We start from the raw sequence: 19,032 nt of genomic DNA, 5'->3' as shown, positions 1-19,032 counted from the left end.
TTCTCATCCACCTTTTATGTTACATAAACTCATCACTTTTATAGAACATCTCATTAAAATCATTCAAAATTCCAAAATCTTGATTTTTAATAAATAGATGCCCATCTGCAATATAGGACTCAGCAAGAGTAAATGGTTCATCATGATGCTGTGATGCTGGCCTAACAATTTCATTGTACAAAACCATTACTTGCTCATAATTGTATCCACTACCATCATGATATTTACCACGTATAGTGTCATAAAAATTTCTTACATCATCATACGTAACTTGCAGTTCTACCTTATATTTCCCTATTTCAACAGCCTCACCCACTTTGATTTTTAAAGGATGTTGTGATTCTTCTTTCACATTATCTATAACAATTGTTTCCTCTTGCTTCTCTTCGTCTCCTCTTATCGATCTTTTACTCCTTTCTTCACTTGCAGGTTGATCTGCTGGCATTTGGTCTATATCGTTAGATTCTTCTTCTTGCATAGTAATTTTTTTGAGATAGCTAAGCATATCCTTTCCAGCTTTTTCCCAAGTTGCAGCTTCTTTTGAAAGCTCACGATAATAAGAATCATTATCGCCTTTGCTATCTATTACATCTCTTGCTAGTCCTTTCTCTTCTGCCCATGACTCAGCATGTTCAACAAGTGTCCTGCCATCTTTGCCTACAACGTCAACGTCAGCTTTGTTTTTTATTAGATATTCTATTGTATCTAACTTTCCATGCCTCACTGCATGAACTAAAGGTGTCCAACCATCATTATCCTGAGCATTAATATTCGCACCTTTTTCAACTAACTGCTCTATCATCTTCTTATTCCCAAGATCAACAGCAAGATGCAAAGGTGTTAAGCCGTAGCTATCCTGAATATCAATATCCGCATTATGCTCTATGAGATATTTAACTACTTCCATATTTTTCATGTGCATGGCAAAATGTAGTGGAGATTTACCAGAGCTAATATCACGGGTATCAACATCTATACCACGATCTATTAAGTATTTAGCAATTTCCGTATGTTTTAGCTCAATTGCATAGTGCAGCAGTGTTTGAGCTGACGTGTTTTTGATACCAAGATCTGCGCCATGCTCAATTAAACTCTTAACTATTTCCGAATTCCCTAGCTTAATAGCAGCAAGTAACGGAAAAGTATAATAACTTTTACTATTAGAATCTGCGTTATGATCTAATAGATACTTCACTATTTCTGTATTACCTGAATAAATAGCACTGTATAATGGTGTTTGGGAATAAGCATCTTGAATATTAGGATTTGCACCACGATCTATTAAGTATTTAGCTATCTCTATATTTCCAGACTCAATAGCATAGTGTAAAGGTGTCTTATAATACACATATTTAGTATTAGTTTTCTGATAATAATTGTCATGAACATTAAGATTTGCTCCATGATCAATAAGATATTTTGCTACTTCCGTATTTCCTGACTGAATGGCATAATGTAGTGGCGTTTGTCCATTATGGTCTCTTGTATCAATATATGAATTGTGTTTTAGTAGCGTTGCTACTTTGCTTAAATCTCCCAATGAAGCAGCAAAATGTAAACTAGTCGTACCTGTTACCTTATTTATCTCGTTTACTTTTCCTATAGTATTTTCTACATTATTGTCATCAATATTCACCTTTAAGAAAGGCTGTTTATTATACTTCATAACTTTTGTTGTAACAGCTTTTCCTTGTTCGTCTTCACTCGCTTTTTTAGCAGGTTGCATAGAATCTTCTCTACTGACACTTGATTTAGATTCTATCTTGGTTTTATCACCACTTACATTATGTACTGGGCTATAACCATATAGACCCTTGCCTGCACTTTGTTGGCTTGTTGAACTTTCAACACTGTTAGATTCAACAACATTATATTCCATATGTTGTTCACCACTCAGCTCAGCCTTAACCCATTGTTTAAATTCTTGATCATAACCTTTCAGCTCAGCCAAAAAATCCTCAAATAATTTATTACCTTGAGACCTATTTGCACCAGATTTAGAAAGACTCTTGAGCAAATTATCAATCATATCTGGGTGTTTATCTTCAAGAAATTTGATCACTTGTTCAGCATCCGAATGATAATGTTCCCCTTTATTACTCCAAATATTATTGCGCAATATTTCATCTGGTTTGAGACCTTTATTCTTTATTGCAATCAAGGCCTCTTTATCTCCGTGGTCATTGACATGCCGACCATCTTCTAAACTTGCCATATAGTTAGCAACCCCTTCATGCATAGCCTTAGATAAGACATCACCTGTACCATAATAGGAATTAATGATAGTTAAGGCGTGTCCCAATTCGTGTTTCAAAGTTTTACACGAGTCATCAAATTGGTCTTGTAGATAAAAATAAACATGAATTTCTGAGCCACGCCCTTGAACTGTTAAGCCAGAAGCGCCTTTATAGTTAACGTTCAACTCCTTAAGATAATTTTCGTAGTCACTCTTTGTATTAAATACGAAAACATTAACTTTATTTGGTATGTTGTGCCAAGGCTGAGAATTATTAATGCCAAATGCTGAATCAAAATCTTTTATAGTACTCTCGATGGCATTTTTTACACTACTCAATTTGCTCTGAGTTAATTCCTCATCATCATATTTTATATTTATTTGAAGCTTGTGTTCGCCAAAAGTCATAACTTCAATATCTGGCACAAGATCTGCCACAATTTTATCGCCACTTTTTACATCCATCCACTGCTTAAATTCTTTTTCAACTTCTGAGTTATTCAAAAGATGCTTGAATTTTGATATCGCTTCTACTCTATCGAAGGACATCTCAGTAAGCAATTGCTTTATGAATTGAGGATGTTTTTCTTGTAGGAATGTCACTAAGCAATCTGATATTCTATAGTCGTTAGACATACTTGCTATTTTATATGGTGTATCATGCCCAGATTCATGCATTTTATTGTATGCTTCTTTTGTATAATGCATATCGCGAGTGCTTTCTTTTTTAGCTGCATCATAGCTCCACATGAAAAGCTTCATACCGGTACGTAAAACTTCAGGTACTGTATCCATATTACCGGTAGAGTACTCAAGAAATGCATCGCTCATTTTTTCCATTAAAATTTTAGACTTTGCACAAAGTAAGCCATTTACATCTCCAACAATAAAAGTCTTTGCTATCGTGCCGTCAGCTTCGTGTGCTCTTACTGTTCCACCACCCCATAATTCTCTATGGTCCTTACCACCTGAAAGTTCCTTGATGTGAGCTTTGTAATCATCGTAATTTTTCAGCACATAAAGCTGCAATTTTACTGGACCAGAATGAACGCTTTTTTGTGAATAGAAATTATCAGACCAGGCTCCGTAAGCATCTTTTACAGTTTGTTTTATATACTCAGGGGTATAACTAGCTAATCCCCCATATTTTACTTCTATTGTAAGCTGATCGTTTATTACTATACTTTCTTTATTTGGAAATAATTTTTTAATCAAAGTTTGTGATTTATCATATTCAGAATTTGTTTTAAATTTCATATCCACCTCTTAAAAATTTTCACTATAAATAAGTCTTGAGAAAAATGCGTTAACTGTAGATTCAGCCTTTACCTTGTTTTTGCACAACTGCTGAGATAGTTGATCATCGCTGAAAAGCAGATTCTTAGTATTGAGATATTTAGCATAGCTGCCAGCAGGTATTGAGTAAAAACCGCTTTCAAGTTCAAGATAAGAGCTGCTATTCAGAACAAAAAATAAATCGCTCTGGTCAAGCAGTATGTCATAACCAGAGCTCGTGCAATGTAAGTATTCATTGCTTTCATACTCTGCTATGTAGTATTTACTTGCATCAAGATCACCATTAAGCTGTAAAATTGCTGCTGAACGTCCATTCCCAATACTATGGCCTTTTATTACTTTAAGTACTTTAATCTCATCATTTTCTATGAGTTCTCTTAACTTTTCATTCTTTTGATTTAATTCTTCCTCTTCCTTTCTTCTGTCTTCTTCTAATTTTGTTTCTTTTTCAACAAGCTCATTTTGTATTTGCAAAAACATATCTTGAATGGTTAAGCCATTTAGAAAGTAATCCAATACACTTGACACAAACGGCTGCAATTCACCATTATCTTCAAAGCTCTTTTCCTGCTTTTTGTCATATTGAGTGGGATTATAGATTGCATACAGAGGATAAAAACCATAATTCACCTCGTCGAATGATAACTCTATCGAAAATCCGCTCTGATCAAGTGGAAGTTTAGTAGCTAAATATCTACCATTATCATCTCTGACATATAGCTCATTTATACCATAGTGACCACTATATTTGTTGTAATAAATATAAAAATTCTCAGGATTAAGATTAAAGTAATCATCTAAATTGTTAAGTTTACCGAGCTTTTCACATAAGAAACTCTTGCTCTTATCTGTAAGTTTGATGCGTGTAGAGAAGTAACACCGATCTATTCGGTCACCTTTTTCTATTTCAAAGTCTAGGACTATTTTATCGCTAAACATACAGAATTTCCTCACATTTTCAATATTTATGATTATAAATTGTGTACTATGAAAAAAGCATTAAGGCTTCTCTATGTATCTAAAAACAGCGCTAACTTATGACAAAAACAGTTGACGTATTACTGCCACTTCCAATTGATCAGCTATTTTCATATGCAGTTGAGGAAGATACTGAAGTTTCAATTGGAGATTACGTAGTGGTGCCGTTTGGCAGAAAGCGTTTGATTGGAATAGTTTGGAGAGAAAGTAGCAAAAGCGATCGAGAATTAAAATTTATTGAACAAAAGGTCGATTTACCGAGCATCAGACCAAAACTGATCGAATTTGCAGAGTGGGTTGCGCAGTATAATGTAATACCTATTGGTATGCTTGCAAAAGTGATAATGGGAGGAGTGTTAAAGGTCAATCAAATAGATAAGTTAGTTTGCACTAAGCAAAAGCAAGAAATAAGCGAAATAGATTACCAATTAAACCCTGAGCAGCAAGCAGCTCGAGATAAAATAATAAGTAATTTGAATGAGTATTCAGTAACTTTACTTGACGGTGAAACCGGGTCTGGAAAAACGGAAGTTTATCTCTCTGTAATTGCACAGTTAATTAAGAATTATAGTATTTACGAACATTGTCTACCAAAAAGACGTCACTCCATCCTATGGTGTCATCCCAGTGTTTCCTTTTCCTGTACCTCCTTCTCCTGTCATCACAGCGCCTACTTTTTTTGCAATTCCAATGCTCTCTTCTCTTGTCATCCAGGTGCCCTCTTCTCTTGTCATCCCAGTGCCCCGACACTGGGATCCAGTTTTTCATATAATCTCATCACAAACGTTTATTTTAATTTAAGACCAATACCTAATTTAGAATCAAAATTCCTGGATAAACACTGGAATGACACCCTTATATTTAAGGTAAAACCCACTGTAACACTTAGCATACTGCCTTTGCCAAGCACTGGAATGACAACAGAAGGAGGTAATGCACAAGTCCTTATCCTTCTGCCAGAAATTGTCCTAACTTCACAATTGGTAAATCGTGTTCGCAGTCAGACATCTGGCAATATAGCTGAGTGGCATTCAGGACTTACTCCCAAAGCTCGCCGAAATAATTGGCTTAGTATTGCAAATGGAAGTGCGCAGATCATTATTGGGGCAAGGTCAGCACTTTTTTTACCTTATAAAAACCTAAAATTAATCATCATTGATGAAGAGCATGACTCATCCTTTAAACAAGAACAGGGGATTATATATAATGCTCGAGATATGGCCATTATCTTAGCCAAGCTCGAAAATATTTCGATTATTTTATCATCCGCCACTCCGCTACTTGAAACAATTTATCATGTTAAAAAAGGGAATTACAATCATGTAAAATTGACTAAACGATTCGGTGGTGCAGAGTTGCCACAAATAAAAGTAGTAAATAATAAGCAATGGATTTCCAATGAACTTTTCGAAGGAATAAAACAAACCATAGAGAAAAAACAGCAAGTTATGCTCTTTCTAAACCGCAGAGGATACGCACAACTTGCAGTTTGTAAAAAGTGTGGATACAAAATTTCCTGCTCAAATTGTGCTGTCTGGCTTACATACCACAAAAAGAAGAACGTCCTTTTGTGTCACCATTGTTCTTATCAATCAAAACTTCCAGAAAAATGCTCCAATTGTCAAAGTGAGCAGTCATTGCTTCTTTATGGTGTGGGAATTGAAAGGTTAGTTGAAGAAATAGTGAAATTAATACCAAATGCAAAAACTGCGATTATCAGCAGCGATCAGAAGTCGCTTGGTAGCGTCATTGACTCAGTGCTTAAGGAAGAGGTGAATATTATAATCGGTACACAAGTGATTGCCAAAGGGCATAATTTCCCTAAGTTAACTTTGGTTGGAGTGATAAATGCAGATTTAGGACTTGAAAATTCTGATCTTAGGGCAGCAGAAAAGACGTATCAATTATTGCATCAAGTTGCGGGTAGATCTGGGAGGTTCAACGAAAAAGGAACGGTAATAGTGCAAACTAATAATCCTGAAAGTTTGATAATAAAAGCATTGCAGCAGCAAAAAAGGGATTTGTTTTATGAAGTTGAACTTGAGTCAAGACGCAAAGCTAAAATGCCACCATTTAGTAGATTAATAGCGCTTATAGTTTGCGGTAAGGATCAATTTGCAACGCAGAAAGCAGCAAGTGAGATAACAAGCTTTTTGCATGATCAATGTTCAGCTACTATTCCTTCTGCGTTGTCATTCCAGTGCGTGACTAGAAAAAAAGAACTCGAAATTTTTGGCCCATCACCAGCAGCAATAAATTTCTTAAATAATAAATATCGGTATAGAGTGCTACTCAAAATACACAATAAACATAGTTTATCTATAAAGAAAAAGCTAAAATATTGGATTAAAAATTACAACTTGAATTCAAATATTGCAGTAACAATAGATGTTGATCCTGTGAGTTTTTTTTGATGTTATTTGAATTTATTTGACATTCACAGAATTAATTATATTAATTTTTTAATCAATGATTTGACTTTTATTAGAGTTTATTATATTATTGATATAACTAGAATAAGGAGATGGTATGAATGATTTAATTACGATTATTTGTAATCGACACGAGAGTCTTAAAAAAAAAATTCAAAAGTTGAAAGACTATCTTACTGATGATAGAAAAATTGTGATTGAGAAAGAGTTATTCTCAGCAGCTATTGTAGATGTAATCTCTAAAAAAGGAGATTTTATCAATGAACAAGCAGTGCAAATATACCTTATTTTGCATCACTGTATTAAACACTATAGTGCAAGGTCTAAGAAAGGAGAGATATTGTCATTTCAAAACGCAATGAATATTCTATATGAAGCAGTGCATGACTATATTACTCTTGAGGGTTTCTATAAATTGATAAATTTTCAAGATCACGATGGGAATACATTATTACACCGAGCTGTTATAAGTAATAACACTGACGCAATAGAAGTTCTTTTTCAGAAGAATGCAAATCCTTTGTTAAAGAATAAAGGAAATAAAATTCCATTAGATTTAGCTCAAGAAAATACAAGAAAAGTACTCATTAAATGTATGCAAGACCAAGCTCAATCGAAAAAAGAAATTGCTAGATGTAATAGTTTGATTGGCATTATACCTGGCGTTTTTCTTGGCATTGGACTCGGTGTTGGTGGTGCTTTAGTCCCTTCAATGACTATTATATTATGCGCACTCGCAGTATCTGCTCTTGTTGCTGGAATAGCAGTTGGACTGTCTATATATTTCCTAAGTCAAGACTATAAACAGGCTAAATTGATAGAAGGAGTTGTTGCTATTGATTCTCAATTGCATTCCGTCAAACCTGAAAAGACTGCAGATAATAAAGCAGTACTAGGATAACTGTGAGTTTTTTAACATTAGATTTCTTGCATAATCAAGTGTGATCCCAGTGTCAGCTACTTGTATAACAAGAAAGAAGGCACTGGTCTCACATGCATCTAAACGGATACATAACCTTTCATTCACAATTCGTCCTCAAATAGTCTAATTTTCTTTAGCTATAAAATACAGCAAATTGATTTTTTACTAGTTGATGTCTGCTTTTTTGCAGAACATTGGTCAGGCTGTGATATAGAAGGTTGGTTAAATGTTGTTTTGGGCTTATTAAAAGAAGATCGTGCTGAAGATCGTGCTGAAGAAGGGCCAAAGCCACTATCTTTAGCCGAAGCATCATCTCCACCTTTACCTTCACCATAGTAGTCGGGCCTAAGGAATTTGCTCGAGTTTCCAGTATGTGATTTACCTATAACTGAATTCTTAGGTGAATCACCAAAACCACTATCTGCACTTGTATCTGCACTTGGTCCATCCGTCCCTACTTTTTCTTCAGAAGGGGCAAGAGTTTGTGGTTTCATAGCTTGCACACGCGCAGGATCAATGGACAGTTTATAATCCTCATTGATTACAGAGCTCTCCATGATCTTATCCATCACACAGTAAGCAATGTCTGGGTTAGCAAAATCTATTCCGTACAATCCTTTACTATCACTATTCAATAGAGACTTCTGCGAAGTATAAGCTTCAACATTATTTAATACATCCATACCAAACATATTATTAACGTGATTCACTTCCTCTCTTGTTAAATATCTATTACCATTACTACCACTTATAATAGGAATTAAAACTGAATCTTCATCACCCCCTAAGTAAGAATTACGCACCATAAAATCAACTTGTATGTTTGCTTTACGAAACAAATCAACCACTGCAAATTTCATCATGTCATTAACTCCAATCTCGCCTTGTGGAGTATCAAAACAACGACCTGTCAAGTGTGCTTCATGCTTTACTATGTCTTTGATGAATTTAAGATCATCAAAAACGCCTTTCTTTAGATATACATAATTCCCCTTCTCTTCTAAAAAATCCTTAAATCTTTTAGGACTATTTTCATAACTTTCCATTCTCGATGAGAATGATTTTACAAAAGATTTTTTTAATTCTTGATCATCAAAGCCCTTACAGTATAAATAAGATTTTCTTTCAAAACCCACATCGTATACATTTTCATTCACATAATCTGGACCTTTAGGATGATCGTCTATAATACGTGCTATTGTAAATCGTATAAGTTCATTAGCTAGCAAATATTTTAGATTACAAACTACCTCTTTTTCAATTGGCACTGAAAACCTATGTCTGCTATTATCTGTAGTCCATTTTCCTTGATTAAAGTTAAAAGGAAAAGAGTCTGTATAAAAAAGATCATTGGCAGCCTTTTCGACAAAAACTTTTTCATCCTCATCTTCATTATCTCCACAAAACTTTCCTACTATACTCTCTCTCATATTTTTCAAGTAGTCTTTGCGCTGACCAATATTCATATCTTTATCAAATGAGAGAACAACATGATCTTTTTCTATAGTGAGATTAGTAATAGCAGTATTATCAGAAAGAAGAACACTATTAAACGCTTTTACTAATTCTCGATTTATTTTACTTTTATTAGGCATAACGCCACCTCTCTAATTAATTAACATAATTACTTACCACTCCTACTGGTGCCCTGACCACTAGATTGATTTTTCTTTCTTTCCTCTTCACGTCTAATCATGTCTCTAAAATCATCTATTTTCTTTGGATCTATTTTGCTCAGATCAACCCTTCCTCCTCCTGGAGCAGTATTATCAAATACTCTTTTGCCTGAACCATTGTTACCATGCATATCAACCTCTAAATTAAATTATTATGTAATGAGTATATTAAGAATCAATTATTAGCACAAGCAGTTTTTTAACATAAATTTTATTCACCATTTTTATACTCCTGGATTCCAGACTGGGATGACAAGAGAGGAGGTAATGGAATAACACCTTTCCTTATTGACTTAAGTCGCAACTGTACAAACATTGCAATATGGCACATCGTTGGCACTGCCTCCCATTCAAGACGGTGTCATTCCAATACTTTCTCTCTTGTCATTCAAGTAGCCTCTTTAGTATCAAAGAATAGCCTCTTTAGTGTCATCAAGTAGCTCCTTTAATGTCATTCCAGTCTGGAATTCGGTAAATTTATTTATTATATATGAAAAGTTATTATATTTATATACTTGCAAGTGAACGCAATGGGACTCTATATATAGGTATAACATCAAATTTGACTAAACGAATTTGGGAACACAAAAGCAAAGCCATCTCTGGTTTCACGTCAAAGTACAATGTTTGTAAACTAGTCTATTTTGAAAGACATAAATTTAGCAATTAGTAGAGAAAAACTCCTAAAAAGTTGGCAGAGAAAATGGAAAATAAACTTAATTGAAAAAACAAATCAAGAATGGAAAGATTTATATGATGAAATTGTATCTGGATGACAGTGTCTGAGTACACAACTTTACGAACATTGTAATATGGCGCATCGTTGGCACTGGCTTCCATTCAAGACGGTGTCATTCCAGTCTGGAATCTAGAAGAAAAATGGATCCTAAACTGGAATGACAGCTCTTTTAACTAAGTTCCTGGATCCCAGTGTCAGCTACTTGGATGACAAGAGAGGAGGTAATGGGATGACATCAAAGGAGGCACTGGAATGAAAATGAAGGGCTACCTGAATGACAGACCGGTTTTCATTCAAATTTTATTCAAGACAATGTCATTCCAGCGCGTAACGCTGGAATCCAGAAGAAAAATGGATCCTAAACTGGAATGACAGCTCTTTTAACTAAGTTCTCTGGATCCCAGACTGGGATGACATCAAAGGGGCTACTGAAATGACAAGAGAGAGCTACTTAGATGACATTCCGCCATGTCATTCCAGCACTTGATGCTGGAATCCAGATAAAAAACCAGTCTGGAATGAAAAAAAGAGAGAGAACCTTTACACACCTCTCTCTTTGACTGAAGAAGCGTGGTTTTCAACTCTTACACCATCAGTTAATCCTCCTGGCAGTTCCACAGCAGCATTAGCAGCTTTTTGCTGACTCTTAGCAGAAGGCTCTTTTATTCGTTTCGTCCCATAAGTATCCCTCTCTTTGTTATTTCTTCTAATTCTCCTGTGTTCCTTTTGCTGTGGAGCAGGTGGACAGACAGCTAATTTTGGTTTTTCATTTTTCTCTTCTTTTGCTTCTTTCTTTTCTTTATTCATTTTTTCCAGTTTTTGTACTTCACTATTTTTGTGACTTATAACAGGTTTAGGTAGAGTGTCTACTAATTTTTCTATAGGCTTTGGTAAAATAGCACGTTCTTGCTTATTCAGAGTGATTGGCATTGGAACTTGAGATGAAAAATTAAATAGGGAAATTGGTGTGATTTCATTCACTTTTGTTTCTATTTCTTGACGAACTTCTTTTGATTCTGTTTTTTCTGCTTTTTTGTCTCTTTTTTCCTCAGTTACATCTTGCTCTACTACTGCTGCTAAATCAACTGCAAAAATTTCTGCAAACATTGCAATGACTGAGCCCACGAGAAAAGTTTGAAGCTTCAATTTTAAATTTTGCAACGCTTGCAAACGTTCGAGTATTGCTATTTCTTCTTCAGGAGATAACTCACCGCTGAGTAATTTCTCCTGCAATTCTTTTATCTCTTTGTCTAGCCTTTTATCCCAACTTAAATCTAAATCTTTTTTGAAGATCTTTTTAACTAATTCCTTAAGCTTATCACGCAAAAACTTAATTATCGAAAGAAGCAGATTTTTCTCTTTCTTCTCCTTGAGCATTTTATAGACTTTCGGATCTACATTTACTTCAAAAAGATTAAAGAGGGATTCAAAGAAATTTGCGAATACCCCTTGATTATTATCAGTAAAGTAATCCTCATTATCTTGTATCTGTAGCTCTACTTGAGATAATGTTTCATCAATGCAACTCGCAGCCTGACGCTCAAGCTCTATTCTCTTGAGCTCAGCTTTCCTAGCAAGCTCCTCCATGAATCCTTTTAATTCATTGAGCTTCTGCTCTGCAGAGAGATCTTGCTCTCTGATTCGATTAATGTAGATTGAGCTACCGTCCTCTTCGTTGTTATTGATTAAAAAATTTTTCATTGCTTTTTCTCCATTAATTGAATTACTGTTTCTATAATTGTTTAGAAAACTTTTTACCATTTTATCTTAAGTCTATAAAACACAATAACTCAATCTTACAATATGAAGTATTTAATAAGTATTAATCTTAAAAAATATCAGTAACTTATTGATATTTTTACATTCATACTATATATAGGCTAGCATATATTACGTAATTTTTCAAGAACATATTCACTATAACAGAAGACTTTCTTATTTGCCTCTAAAACACCTGCAAATCATATAATAAGAGAATATTATAATGTTTAGTGTAATACTATACAATGTTATAAAATATAGTATAATACTAGCATACCACTGAATTAATGCTGAGGTATTCCCTTGCTTGATCAGTTAAAACACGTCCTCTTGGTGTGCGCTTTACGAAACTGACCTTGATTAAATAAGGTTCTACTGTTTCTTCAATATTGCCAACATCTTCAGATAGTGCAATAGATATGGTGTCAATTCCAACAGGTCCTGAGGTGTTAAACAAAAATCTCAGATAATCCATATCTAATTTATTTAGTCCCATTTTATCTATACCCAATTTTGATAGTGCAGAACCGGCAATTTCACAGGTAATTTTTTTATCATCTTTTACTTCAACAAAATCTCTTATTCTTCTGAGTAATCTCAAAGCAATTCTTGGAGTACCACGGGCGCGGCAGGCAATTTCCTGCACAGCATCCTTTTCGATTTCAGCACAAAGAACTCTTGCACCTCTTTTTATAATATCAACCAGTTCCTCAAAAGAATAAAACTCAAGATGCAGGGGAATACCAAAACGATCCCTCAGCGGTGCAGAAAGCAGTCCAAGCCGTGTTGTTGCCCCAATCAGTGTAAATGGTGGTAAATCTATTCTTAAAGTTCTGGTAGATGGGCCCTCACCTACTAGTATATCTAGGCAAAAATCTTCCATAGCAGTATATAAAACTTCCTCAATGCTACGATTTAATCTATGGATCTCATCGATAAATAGAACATCTTTTGCATTTAAAGTAGTGAGCACTGCAGCTAAGTCCCCAGCTTTACTAAGCAATGGACCAGAAGTTGCACGAAAGCTAACCCTTAACTCCTTAGAGACAATTTGTGCTAAAGTTGTTTTACCAAGCCCTGGAGGACCATAGAGCAATACGTGATCCAAAGCTTCAGCTCTCGTCTGTGCAGCATTTATAAACACTTTTAAATTTTGTATTAAATCTTTTTGCCCGACAAAATCATCAAGTTGCTCAGGCCTGATATTTAAATTACGTACATCTTCAGAGTATTCCTTACTACATGATATTGACTTCATATTGTTTTAAGCGCCATACGAATAATATCTTTAGTGTCCAAGTTTGGTGATTCATCTTCTATTTTTTTTATTGTATCATAAGCTTTTGTTCTTTCATATCCAAGATTGATCAAAGCTGAAAGAGCATCTTCACTAATTGAGTGAAAATGATTGTTATTTGTCTCTAATTTACTTACTTTGCCATTCAGCTCAGTAATAATTCGATTTATGAGTTTCAGGCCAAGTCCACTCACCTTAAGTACTAGTTTATCCTCATTTATAATTGCCAAAAACAGTTGCTCTGGAGTTAATTTGCTCAAAATTGACATTGCGGTTTTATAGCTGACACCGCTCACTTTAACTAATAAACGCAGACACTGCTGTTCTTCTTTACTTATAAAGCCATATAGCTGAGTAACGTTTTCTCTGCTATTTGCATAAGTGTCGATAAGTAATTTTACTCTACTTCCAATCGAACAAGCACTTAAAGTTTTGGCTGAAAGATATACTATGTAGCCAACATCATTCACATTCAGGATTATGTGATCGCTACACACCTCATCAACTATTCCTCTTAGATTTCCTATCATTTCTAGTACTTTATAAAATTCAGTTTAAATGCTCCTGAATCTTAGGTCAAGCAAACGAACATTATAGAAGTGGTTCCAGTTTCAATCATTGTAGACAGGTTTGCAGGAAATCTATTTGAATATATTATTCTGGACCAGTATGTGACTGGACCACGGAGTTACTTCAGCAGCAGAATTGCGGTCTATTAACTAAGTAATAGAAATTTCTATCTTTGGTAGAATAAAGGTAATTGTTTGCTGTTTGCGAAAATATTTGCATAATTTAAGTAACATTACTTGATAAGAATTAACTATGGAGCTTAATAAGATTGCAGCATCGATTTTACTTTCTGGATTAATAATTATGATAGTTAGTAATGTAGTTGATATGTTCTATAACCCAGAGGATTATAAAATTGAACACCAAACAATAGTAGCAGCCAGCAATGAGCCTCAGCAAAAGATTGAACAAGTGGCACTTGATATTGGGGAGCTCATGCAGAATGCTAGCTTTGAAAAAGGCAAGTCAGCAGCAAAAAAATGTATAGCTTGTCATAGTTTTGAGAAAGGTGGAATGAATAAAGTAGGGCCAAACTTATGGAACGTGGTTGGAAATAAAAAGGCCCATCTTAGCAGCTCATTCAATTACTCAAAAGCACTACTTGAAAAAGGTGGGAAATGGGAGTATGAGGAATTATTTGCTTTTTTAAAAAATCCAAAAGCCTACATAAAAGGTACACGTATGGCATTTGCAGGCATTTCCAATCCACAAGAGATTGCAGATCTAGTCAGCTATTTGCGTTCGATGAGCGATAGTCCGGTTGCCTTGCCAAAGTAGTATGAATTATTGTAAATTACTCGATGGAAATATAGCATATCGAAAGCTACAAGGAAAAAAAGCTTCTATAGTTTTCTTTGGTGGGTTTGCATCCAATATGGATGGAACTAAAGCAACTGCCGTTTACAAATTTTGCCAAGAAAATGATATAGCACTTGTGCTCTTTGATTATTTTGGCCATGGTAATTCAAGCGGTGATTTTGCTGATTATACAATAAGTGATTGGCAAAAAAATTGTGCTAAAGTGATAAGTGAATTAACTAGCAATAAACAAATAATTATAGGTTCAAGTATGGGAGGATGGCTGATGCTGCTCACTGCTCTTCAATTTCCAGAAAAAATTGCAGCATTAATCGGCATATCGTCTGCTCCTGATTTTACTGAAGATTTGATATTCAAGCAATTGTCAGGCAAGCAAAAAGAAGAACTAGGTTCTAAAGGTGTAATAGATTTTACTTCGGAGCATTGTGCATACAAAATAACTAAAAATCTGATCGAAGACGGTAGAAAGAACCTTCTTTTAAACAGAGAAGCAATAGATATAAACTGTCCTGTGCGCTTATTGCATAGCATTAATGATAAAGATGTTCCTTATCAAACTTCATTGAATTTAGCTGAAAAAATTAAGTCAACAGACGTTGAAGTACACTTAATAAAATCAGCAGAACACAACATGTCTGATAATCATTCACTGAAAATTTTATTTAAGACCATCAGAGAATTTTTGCCAGGAGAAATATATAATTGAAGTAATTCAGATGTGTTTGTAGTAAGGGCTGCAGTTATAGCTTCAACAGTAGGCACTACTCTTTATCACCTCAACATTTTCTCTTGGCAGTTCTTTAATAAATCGAGAAGTGCGCATTGGTTGCCACTGATTATTAATTTCCCTCCTATCTGCACATGAAATGACTAATCTTTCTTTGGCTCTGGTTATGCCGACATATGCAAGTCTTCTCTCTTCTTCTAAAGCTTTACCACTTTTATCTTCAAAAGATCTTTGATGAGGAAATAATCCTTCTTCCCAACCAGGTAAAAACACACACGGAAATTCAAGTCCTTTAGCTGCATGAAGAGTCATAACATATACAGTGTCATCGCTATTCATATTATCCACTTCCATCACCAGGCTAATGTGCTCCAAGAAGGTTATAGCGTTGTCAAAATTCTTCAAAGATGAAATGAGCTCTTTAACATTTTCTATTCGCGCTAAACCCGTCACTCCTTCACTCTCAAGCATTTCCATATATCCTGATTGATTTGCTACGATTTTAACGAATTCATGCAGTGGTTTTACGCTTACTATTTCTTCCCAAGCTTTAATTTTATTTAAAAAATCATTTAGTGAGAGTTTAATTCTTTCGGTTACTTGATCACTATTAACCAATATTTTTGCTGCCTGAAAAAAAGAAATTTTGTTATCCTGAGCAGTCGTGTATATTTTCTTTAGAGTTGTAGCTCCTATGCTTCTTTTGGGACGATTTACGATCCTTTCAAAAGCGAGATCATCATTATTATTTGTAACAAGCCTCAAATATGCAATTATATCCCTTATTTCTTGACGTTCGTAGAATTTTACGCCACTTATAATCCTATAGGGAATTGAATATTTTATAAAATACTCTTCGAGCACTCTAGTTTGAAAAGTCGCTCTTACGAGCACTGCAATGTCACTAAATCTGTATTTATTGAGCTTTAATATCTGTTCGCTTATGAACCTTGCTTCAGCTTTCCCGTCCCATAATTTTATTAGATTTACCTTTTCCCCTTCAATGTTTGTTGTCCACAACTTTTTTTCTAAGCGAGTCTTATTGTGATTGATAACATATGATGCAGTTGCAAGTATGTGGGATGTTGACCTGTAGTTACACTCCAGTTTAACGGTTTTTGCATTTTTAAAATCATCGGAAAATTTCAAAATATTTTCAACTTCTGCACCACGCCAACTGTATATCGATTGATCGTCATCTCCTACACAACAAATATTTGAGTGCTCTTTTGCAAGGTATTTTAGCCAAAGATATTGTATTGCATTTGTATCTTGATATTCATCTACCATGATATATTTAAACTTGTTTTGGTAGTAGGATAGAACCTCGGTCTTTTGATTAAAGAGTTGTATGTTATATAGCAATAAGTCACCAAAATCGACAGAGTTAAGGAATTTTAACCTTTCCTGATACTGGTGATAGACTTTGAGTGCAGTTACGTACACTGGCCTAAATGATTGAACGTCTTCCACTTCGAATGGCAGTAAACACTTCTCTTTCCATTGCTGAATAATATTCATAATGGTCTTACATTTTTCTGATAGGTAATCAGGGCTGATTTCATTCATGATGTTTTTTATTACCTGTAATTGGTCATCCACACCAATAATTGTAAAATTGGAATTTAGCCCCACGACTTCAGCATGATGACGTAGAATTTTTGCTGCAATTGCATGGAAAGTGCCAAGCCATGGTATGTTTGTGCCCGTGAGTTCAAGCACTCTTGATATCATTTCATTTGCTGCTTTGTTCGTGAATGTAACTGCTAATATTTCATCAGAATAAGCGTGACCGTTTCTAATTATGTGCGCTATTCTTGAAGTAATCGTTCTTGTTTTTCCCGTTCCTGCCCCTGCCAGTATCAAAATTGGCCCATTTAAGTTAGTTACAGCTAATTGTTGCTCTGGATTTAACAGTGAGAGATAATCGTTCATTGAAGCCCTATAGACTATAACTTCGTAAAGTTAAACCTATGATCCAAATATTGTAAAGATTTTATTGAATAGAACAGTTTAAAGAATGCTTCACTCAAGTACTACATATTTAAACGTAGGTTTTTTATCTATCTTGTTTTAGTAGCTTCAGGTGTATGTCGAGTAACAACAACTTGATTTGAGGTATTGGCTACTAGAGCTTCTGCTTGTTGGGTGGATAGGTGGAGTTTTGAATGGCTTAGGCTTACGATTCAGTTCCTTCATCTCTATTTCCTCAGCTTTAACAGGAAGTTTTTCTGGAACATAGAAGTTATGCATTTCAGGTCGTTCAGTGAGATTTTCATATGTTTCTTTCAACCAAGCTCCGATATCATATATAAACTCATATGCTTCTTCTTTAAATTCTCTCCATGATCTACCTAAACTGGCTAGTGTGTTATTGAAGTAAATTGTCACATGATCTCTTGTGGTGTATTGATAACTTTTGCCATCTAACTTGCCACTTTGCTTATCACAAGTTTTGAAGTAACCAAATATGTTATACATTTTGAGCTATGACTAACTATTAACATGCATATATTATACATTAATAAATTAAAATTATCAAGAGTGTTTGTGTGACTGAGGAAATGCTCTATATAATAATTTAAAATGGAGCTGAAGCTTGTAGTACAATGTTTTCAAACGTTTAATATAATATTGACTTTACAGCAATAATTACTTTAAGTTAGTAGCTATTGTTGCAGTTAAAGTATCAATGCCTTTTTTCTTTTATTCTTTTGCAATTCTAAGCATCTTATCTGCTGTTTGTGTAATTAGCGTAAGGAATCCTGTGCATGCAGTGTTATTTTTAATTTTCACTTTCGTTAACTCTGCAGTGCTTTTTATTCTCCTTGGAGCTGAATTCATTGCTATGATGGTGCTGATAGTATACATCGGTGCAGTTGCAGTGTTATTCCTCTTTGTAGTTATGATGCTCGATATTGACTACATAAGATTGCATCAGGGTTTTGCAAAGCATTTCACTCTTGGTGCTATATTATGTGTTGTGTTTTTTCTAATCATCAGCTTTGTAATTCGCAGTTCAGAACCGAATATAAGCAATGTTATAAACTATAATAACAATAACGTGAAAGCTATCGGTAATTTGCTCTACACTGACTACATGTACGCTTTTCATCTTTCTGGTATTCTGCTGCTTGTTGCAATTGTTGGTGCAATTGCTCTTACTTTGCAGGAAAAGAAAAAAGGAGTTAGAAAACAGAACGTGTTAAAGCAATTGACACAATCTTCATCTGTAAAATTGATTAAGGCTAAATTTGGAAAAGGAGTGGAATGGAAATAGGATTAAATCACTTTTTGATAATTGCTGCTGTTTTGTTCACTATTGGCGTGTGTGGTATTTTCATCAACCGTAAGAGCATAATCAACATACTGTTATCAATAGAAATATTATTGCTGGCGATTAACATCAATCTAGTTGCTTTTTCTGCCTTTATGAATGATATAGTTGGGCAAATTTTTGTGATGTTTGTGTTGACTGTTGCGGCAGCAGAGTCAGGAGTTGGGCTTGCAATATTGGTTGTATATTATAGAAGTCGTGGCAATATAGATGTTGAACAAGCGAACTTAATGAAAGAATGA

The 19,032-nt window shown here is 34.7% G+C and carries 15 protein-coding genes and 1 pseudogene; 7 read left to right on the top strand and 9 right to left on the bottom strand.

Annotated elements, in window-relative coordinates:
• Window positions 1–19: 19 nt before the first annotated feature.
• Both ACICP1_RS05095 and ACICP1_RS05090 read right to left on the bottom strand, forming a co-directional pair.
• Window positions 20–3,493: an ankyrin repeat domain-containing protein gene (locus tag ACICP1_RS05095; protein WP_395461224.1), complete on the bottom strand. Its 3,474-nt coding sequence runs from the start codon at window positions 3,491–3,493 to the stop codon at window positions 20–22.
• Window positions 3,494–3,502: 9 nt separating this feature from the next.
• Window positions 3,503–4,471 carry a hypothetical protein gene (locus tag ACICP1_RS05090; protein WP_395461223.1) on the bottom strand — a complete coding sequence of 323 codons (969 nt, stop codon included), beginning with the start codon at window positions 4,469–4,471 and terminating at the stop codon, window positions 3,503–3,505.
• 98 nt (window positions 4,472–4,569) lie between these two features.
• On the opposite strand from ACICP1_RS05090, the gene priA reads away from it, so the two are divergent.
• Both priA and ACICP1_RS05080 read left to right on the top strand, forming a co-directional pair.
• Window positions 4,570–6,924: a primosomal protein N' gene (priA, locus tag ACICP1_RS05085; protein WP_395461222.1), complete on the top strand. Its 2,355-nt coding sequence runs from the start codon at window positions 4,570–4,572 to the stop codon at window positions 6,922–6,924.
• A 115-nt stretch (window positions 6,925–7,039) separates the two neighbouring features.
• On the top strand, window positions 7,040–7,843 hold the full coding sequence (locus tag ACICP1_RS05080) for a hypothetical protein (RefSeq protein ID WP_395461221.1): 804 nt from the start codon (window positions 7,040–7,042) through the stop codon (window positions 7,841–7,843).
• 158 nt (window positions 7,844–8,001) lie between these two features.
• Here ACICP1_RS05080 and ACICP1_RS05075 read toward each other — a convergent pair whose 3' ends face one another.
• Both ACICP1_RS05075 and ACICP1_RS05070 read right to left on the bottom strand, forming a co-directional pair.
• Window positions 8,002–9,459 (bottom strand): hypothetical protein, encoded by a 1,458-nt coding sequence (locus ACICP1_RS05075; protein ID WP_395461220.1) that lies wholly within the window; start codon window positions 9,457–9,459, stop codon window positions 8,002–8,004.
• Between the two features lie 29 nt (window positions 9,460–9,488).
• Complete coding sequence (locus ACICP1_RS05070) at window positions 9,489–9,671, bottom strand: hypothetical protein (protein ID WP_213863843.1); 183 nt, start codon at window positions 9,669–9,671, stop codon at window positions 9,489–9,491.
• A gap of 359 nt (window positions 9,672–10,030) precedes the next feature.
• On the opposite strand from ACICP1_RS05070, the pseudogene ACICP1_RS05065 reads away from it, so the two are divergent.
• Window positions 10,031–10,316 (top strand): annotated as a pseudogene (locus ACICP1_RS05065) (GIY-YIG nuclease family protein).
• Window positions 10,317–10,819: 503 nt separating this feature from the next.
• On the opposite strand, the gene ACICP1_RS05060 reads toward ACICP1_RS05065, so the two are convergent.
• From ACICP1_RS05060 to ruvA, 3 genes are all read right to left on the bottom strand, one after another.
• Window positions 10,820–12,040: a hypothetical protein gene (locus ACICP1_RS05060; RefSeq protein ID WP_395461219.1), complete on the bottom strand. Its 1,221-nt coding sequence runs from the start codon at window positions 12,038–12,040 to the stop codon at window positions 10,820–10,822.
• Between the two features lie 268 nt (window positions 12,041–12,308).
• Window positions 12,309–13,298 (bottom strand): Holliday junction branch migration DNA helicase RuvB, encoded by a 990-nt coding sequence (ruvB, locus tag ACICP1_RS05055; RefSeq protein WP_007302374.1) that lies wholly within the window; start codon window positions 13,296–13,298, stop codon window positions 12,309–12,311.
• The gene (ruvA, locus tag ACICP1_RS05050; protein ID WP_264682691.1) at window positions 13,295–13,867 is read right to left on the bottom strand and encodes a Holliday junction branch migration protein RuvA; all 573 of its coding nucleotides are present in this window, start codon (window positions 13,865–13,867) and stop codon (window positions 13,295–13,297) included. Before ruvA ends, ruvB begins: the two co-directional genes overlap by 4 nt.
• Window positions 13,868–14,159: 292 nt before the next feature.
• On the opposite strand from ruvA, the gene ACICP1_RS05045 reads away from it, so the two are divergent.
• Window positions 14,160–14,684, top strand: a complete 525-nt coding sequence (locus ACICP1_RS05045; protein WP_264374516.1) for a c-type cytochrome — start codon at window positions 14,160–14,162, stop codon at window positions 14,682–14,684.
• 1 nt (window position 14,685) lies between these two features.
• Window positions 14,686–15,432: an alpha/beta hydrolase gene (locus tag ACICP1_RS05040; protein ID WP_265030605.1), complete on the top strand. Its 747-nt coding sequence runs from the start codon at window positions 14,686–14,688 to the stop codon at window positions 15,430–15,432.
• Between the two features lie 42 nt (window positions 15,433–15,474).
• Here ACICP1_RS05040 and ACICP1_RS05035 read toward each other — a convergent pair whose 3' ends face one another.
• Together ACICP1_RS05035 and ACICP1_RS05030 are read right to left on the bottom strand one after the other, a co-directional pair.
• Window positions 15,475–17,388, bottom strand: coding sequence for an ATP-dependent helicase (locus ACICP1_RS05035; protein WP_395461218.1), 1,914 nt, complete (start codon window positions 17,386–17,388; stop codon window positions 15,475–15,477).
• Window positions 17,389–17,535: 147 nt separating this feature from the next.
• A complete protein-coding gene (locus tag ACICP1_RS05030; RefSeq protein ID WP_395461217.1) occupies window positions 17,536–17,934 on the bottom strand; it encodes a hypothetical protein in 399 nt (132 codons plus the stop codon).
• Between the two features lie 211 nt (window positions 17,935–18,145).
• Here ACICP1_RS05030 and ACICP1_RS05025 point away from each other — a divergent pair, with 211 nt between their 5' ends.
• Both ACICP1_RS05025 and nuoK read left to right on the top strand, forming a co-directional pair.
• On the top strand, window positions 18,146–18,733 hold the full coding sequence (locus ACICP1_RS05025) for an NADH-quinone oxidoreductase subunit J (protein ID WP_264682695.1): 588 nt from the start codon (window positions 18,146–18,148) through the stop codon (window positions 18,731–18,733).
• Window positions 18,724–19,032, top strand: a complete 309-nt coding sequence (gene nuoK / locus ACICP1_RS05020; RefSeq protein ID WP_010404075.1) for an NADH-quinone oxidoreductase subunit NuoK — start codon at window positions 18,724–18,726, stop codon at window positions 19,030–19,032. The genes ACICP1_RS05025 and nuoK overlap by 10 nt, the downstream gene beginning before the upstream one ends.

The organism is Wolbachia endosymbiont (group B) of Ablattaria laevigata (genome assembly GCF_964277395.1).
Classification (GTDB): domain Bacteria; phylum Pseudomonadota; class Alphaproteobacteria; order Rickettsiales; family Anaplasmataceae; genus Wolbachia.
This window is presented reverse-complemented; position numbering and strand designations above follow the sequence as displayed.

Excerpts from the sequence above, each read along its gene's own strand:
- ACICP1_RS05095 (WP_395461224.1), bottom strand. The coding sequence starts at position 3,493 with ATGAAATTTAAAACAAATTCTGAATATGATAAATCACAAACTTTGATT.
- ACICP1_RS05090 (WP_395461223.1), bottom strand. The coding sequence starts at position 4,471 with ATGTTTAGCGATAAAATAGTCCTAGACTTTGAAATAGAAAAAGGTGAC.
- priA (WP_395461222.1), top strand. The coding sequence starts at position 4,570 with ATGACAAAAACAGTTGACGTATTACTGCCACTTCCAATTGATCAGCTA.
- ACICP1_RS05080 (WP_395461221.1), top strand. The coding sequence starts at position 7,040 with ATGAATGATTTAATTACGATTATTTGTAATCGACACGAGAGTCTTAAA.
- ACICP1_RS05075 (WP_395461220.1), bottom strand. The coding sequence starts at position 9,459 with ATGCCTAATAAAAGTAAAATAAATCGAGAATTAGTAAAAGCGTTTAAT.
- ACICP1_RS05070 (WP_213863843.1), bottom strand. The coding sequence starts at position 9,671 with ATGCATGGTAACAATGGTTCAGGCAAAAGAGTATTTGATAATACTGCT.
- ACICP1_RS05060 (WP_395461219.1), bottom strand. The coding sequence starts at position 12,040 with ATGGTAAAAAGTTTTCTAAACAATTATAGAAACAGTAATTCAATTAAT.
- ruvB (WP_007302374.1), bottom strand. The coding sequence starts at position 13,298 with ATGAAGTCAATATCATGTAGTAAGGAATACTCTGAAGATGTACGTAAT.
- ruvA (WP_264682691.1), bottom strand. The coding sequence starts at position 13,867 with ATGATAGGAAATCTAAGAGGAATAGTTGATGAGGTGTGTAGCGATCAC.
- ACICP1_RS05045 (WP_264374516.1), top strand. The coding sequence starts at position 14,160 with ATGGAGCTTAATAAGATTGCAGCATCGATTTTACTTTCTGGATTAATA.
- ACICP1_RS05040 (WP_265030605.1), top strand. The coding sequence starts at position 14,686 with ATGAATTATTGTAAATTACTCGATGGAAATATAGCATATCGAAAGCTA.
- ACICP1_RS05035 (WP_395461218.1), bottom strand. The coding sequence starts at position 17,388 with ATGAACGATTATCTCTCACTGTTAAATCCAGAGCAACAATTAGCTGTA.
- ACICP1_RS05030 (WP_395461217.1), bottom strand. The coding sequence starts at position 17,934 with ATGTATAACATATTTGGTTACTTCAAAACTTGTGATAAGCAAAGTGGC.
- ACICP1_RS05025 (WP_264682695.1), top strand. The coding sequence starts at position 18,146 with ATGCCTTTTTTCTTTTATTCTTTTGCAATTCTAAGCATCTTATCTGCT.
- nuoK (WP_010404075.1), top strand. The coding sequence starts at position 18,724 with ATGGAAATAGGATTAAATCACTTTTTGATAATTGCTGCTGTTTTGTTC.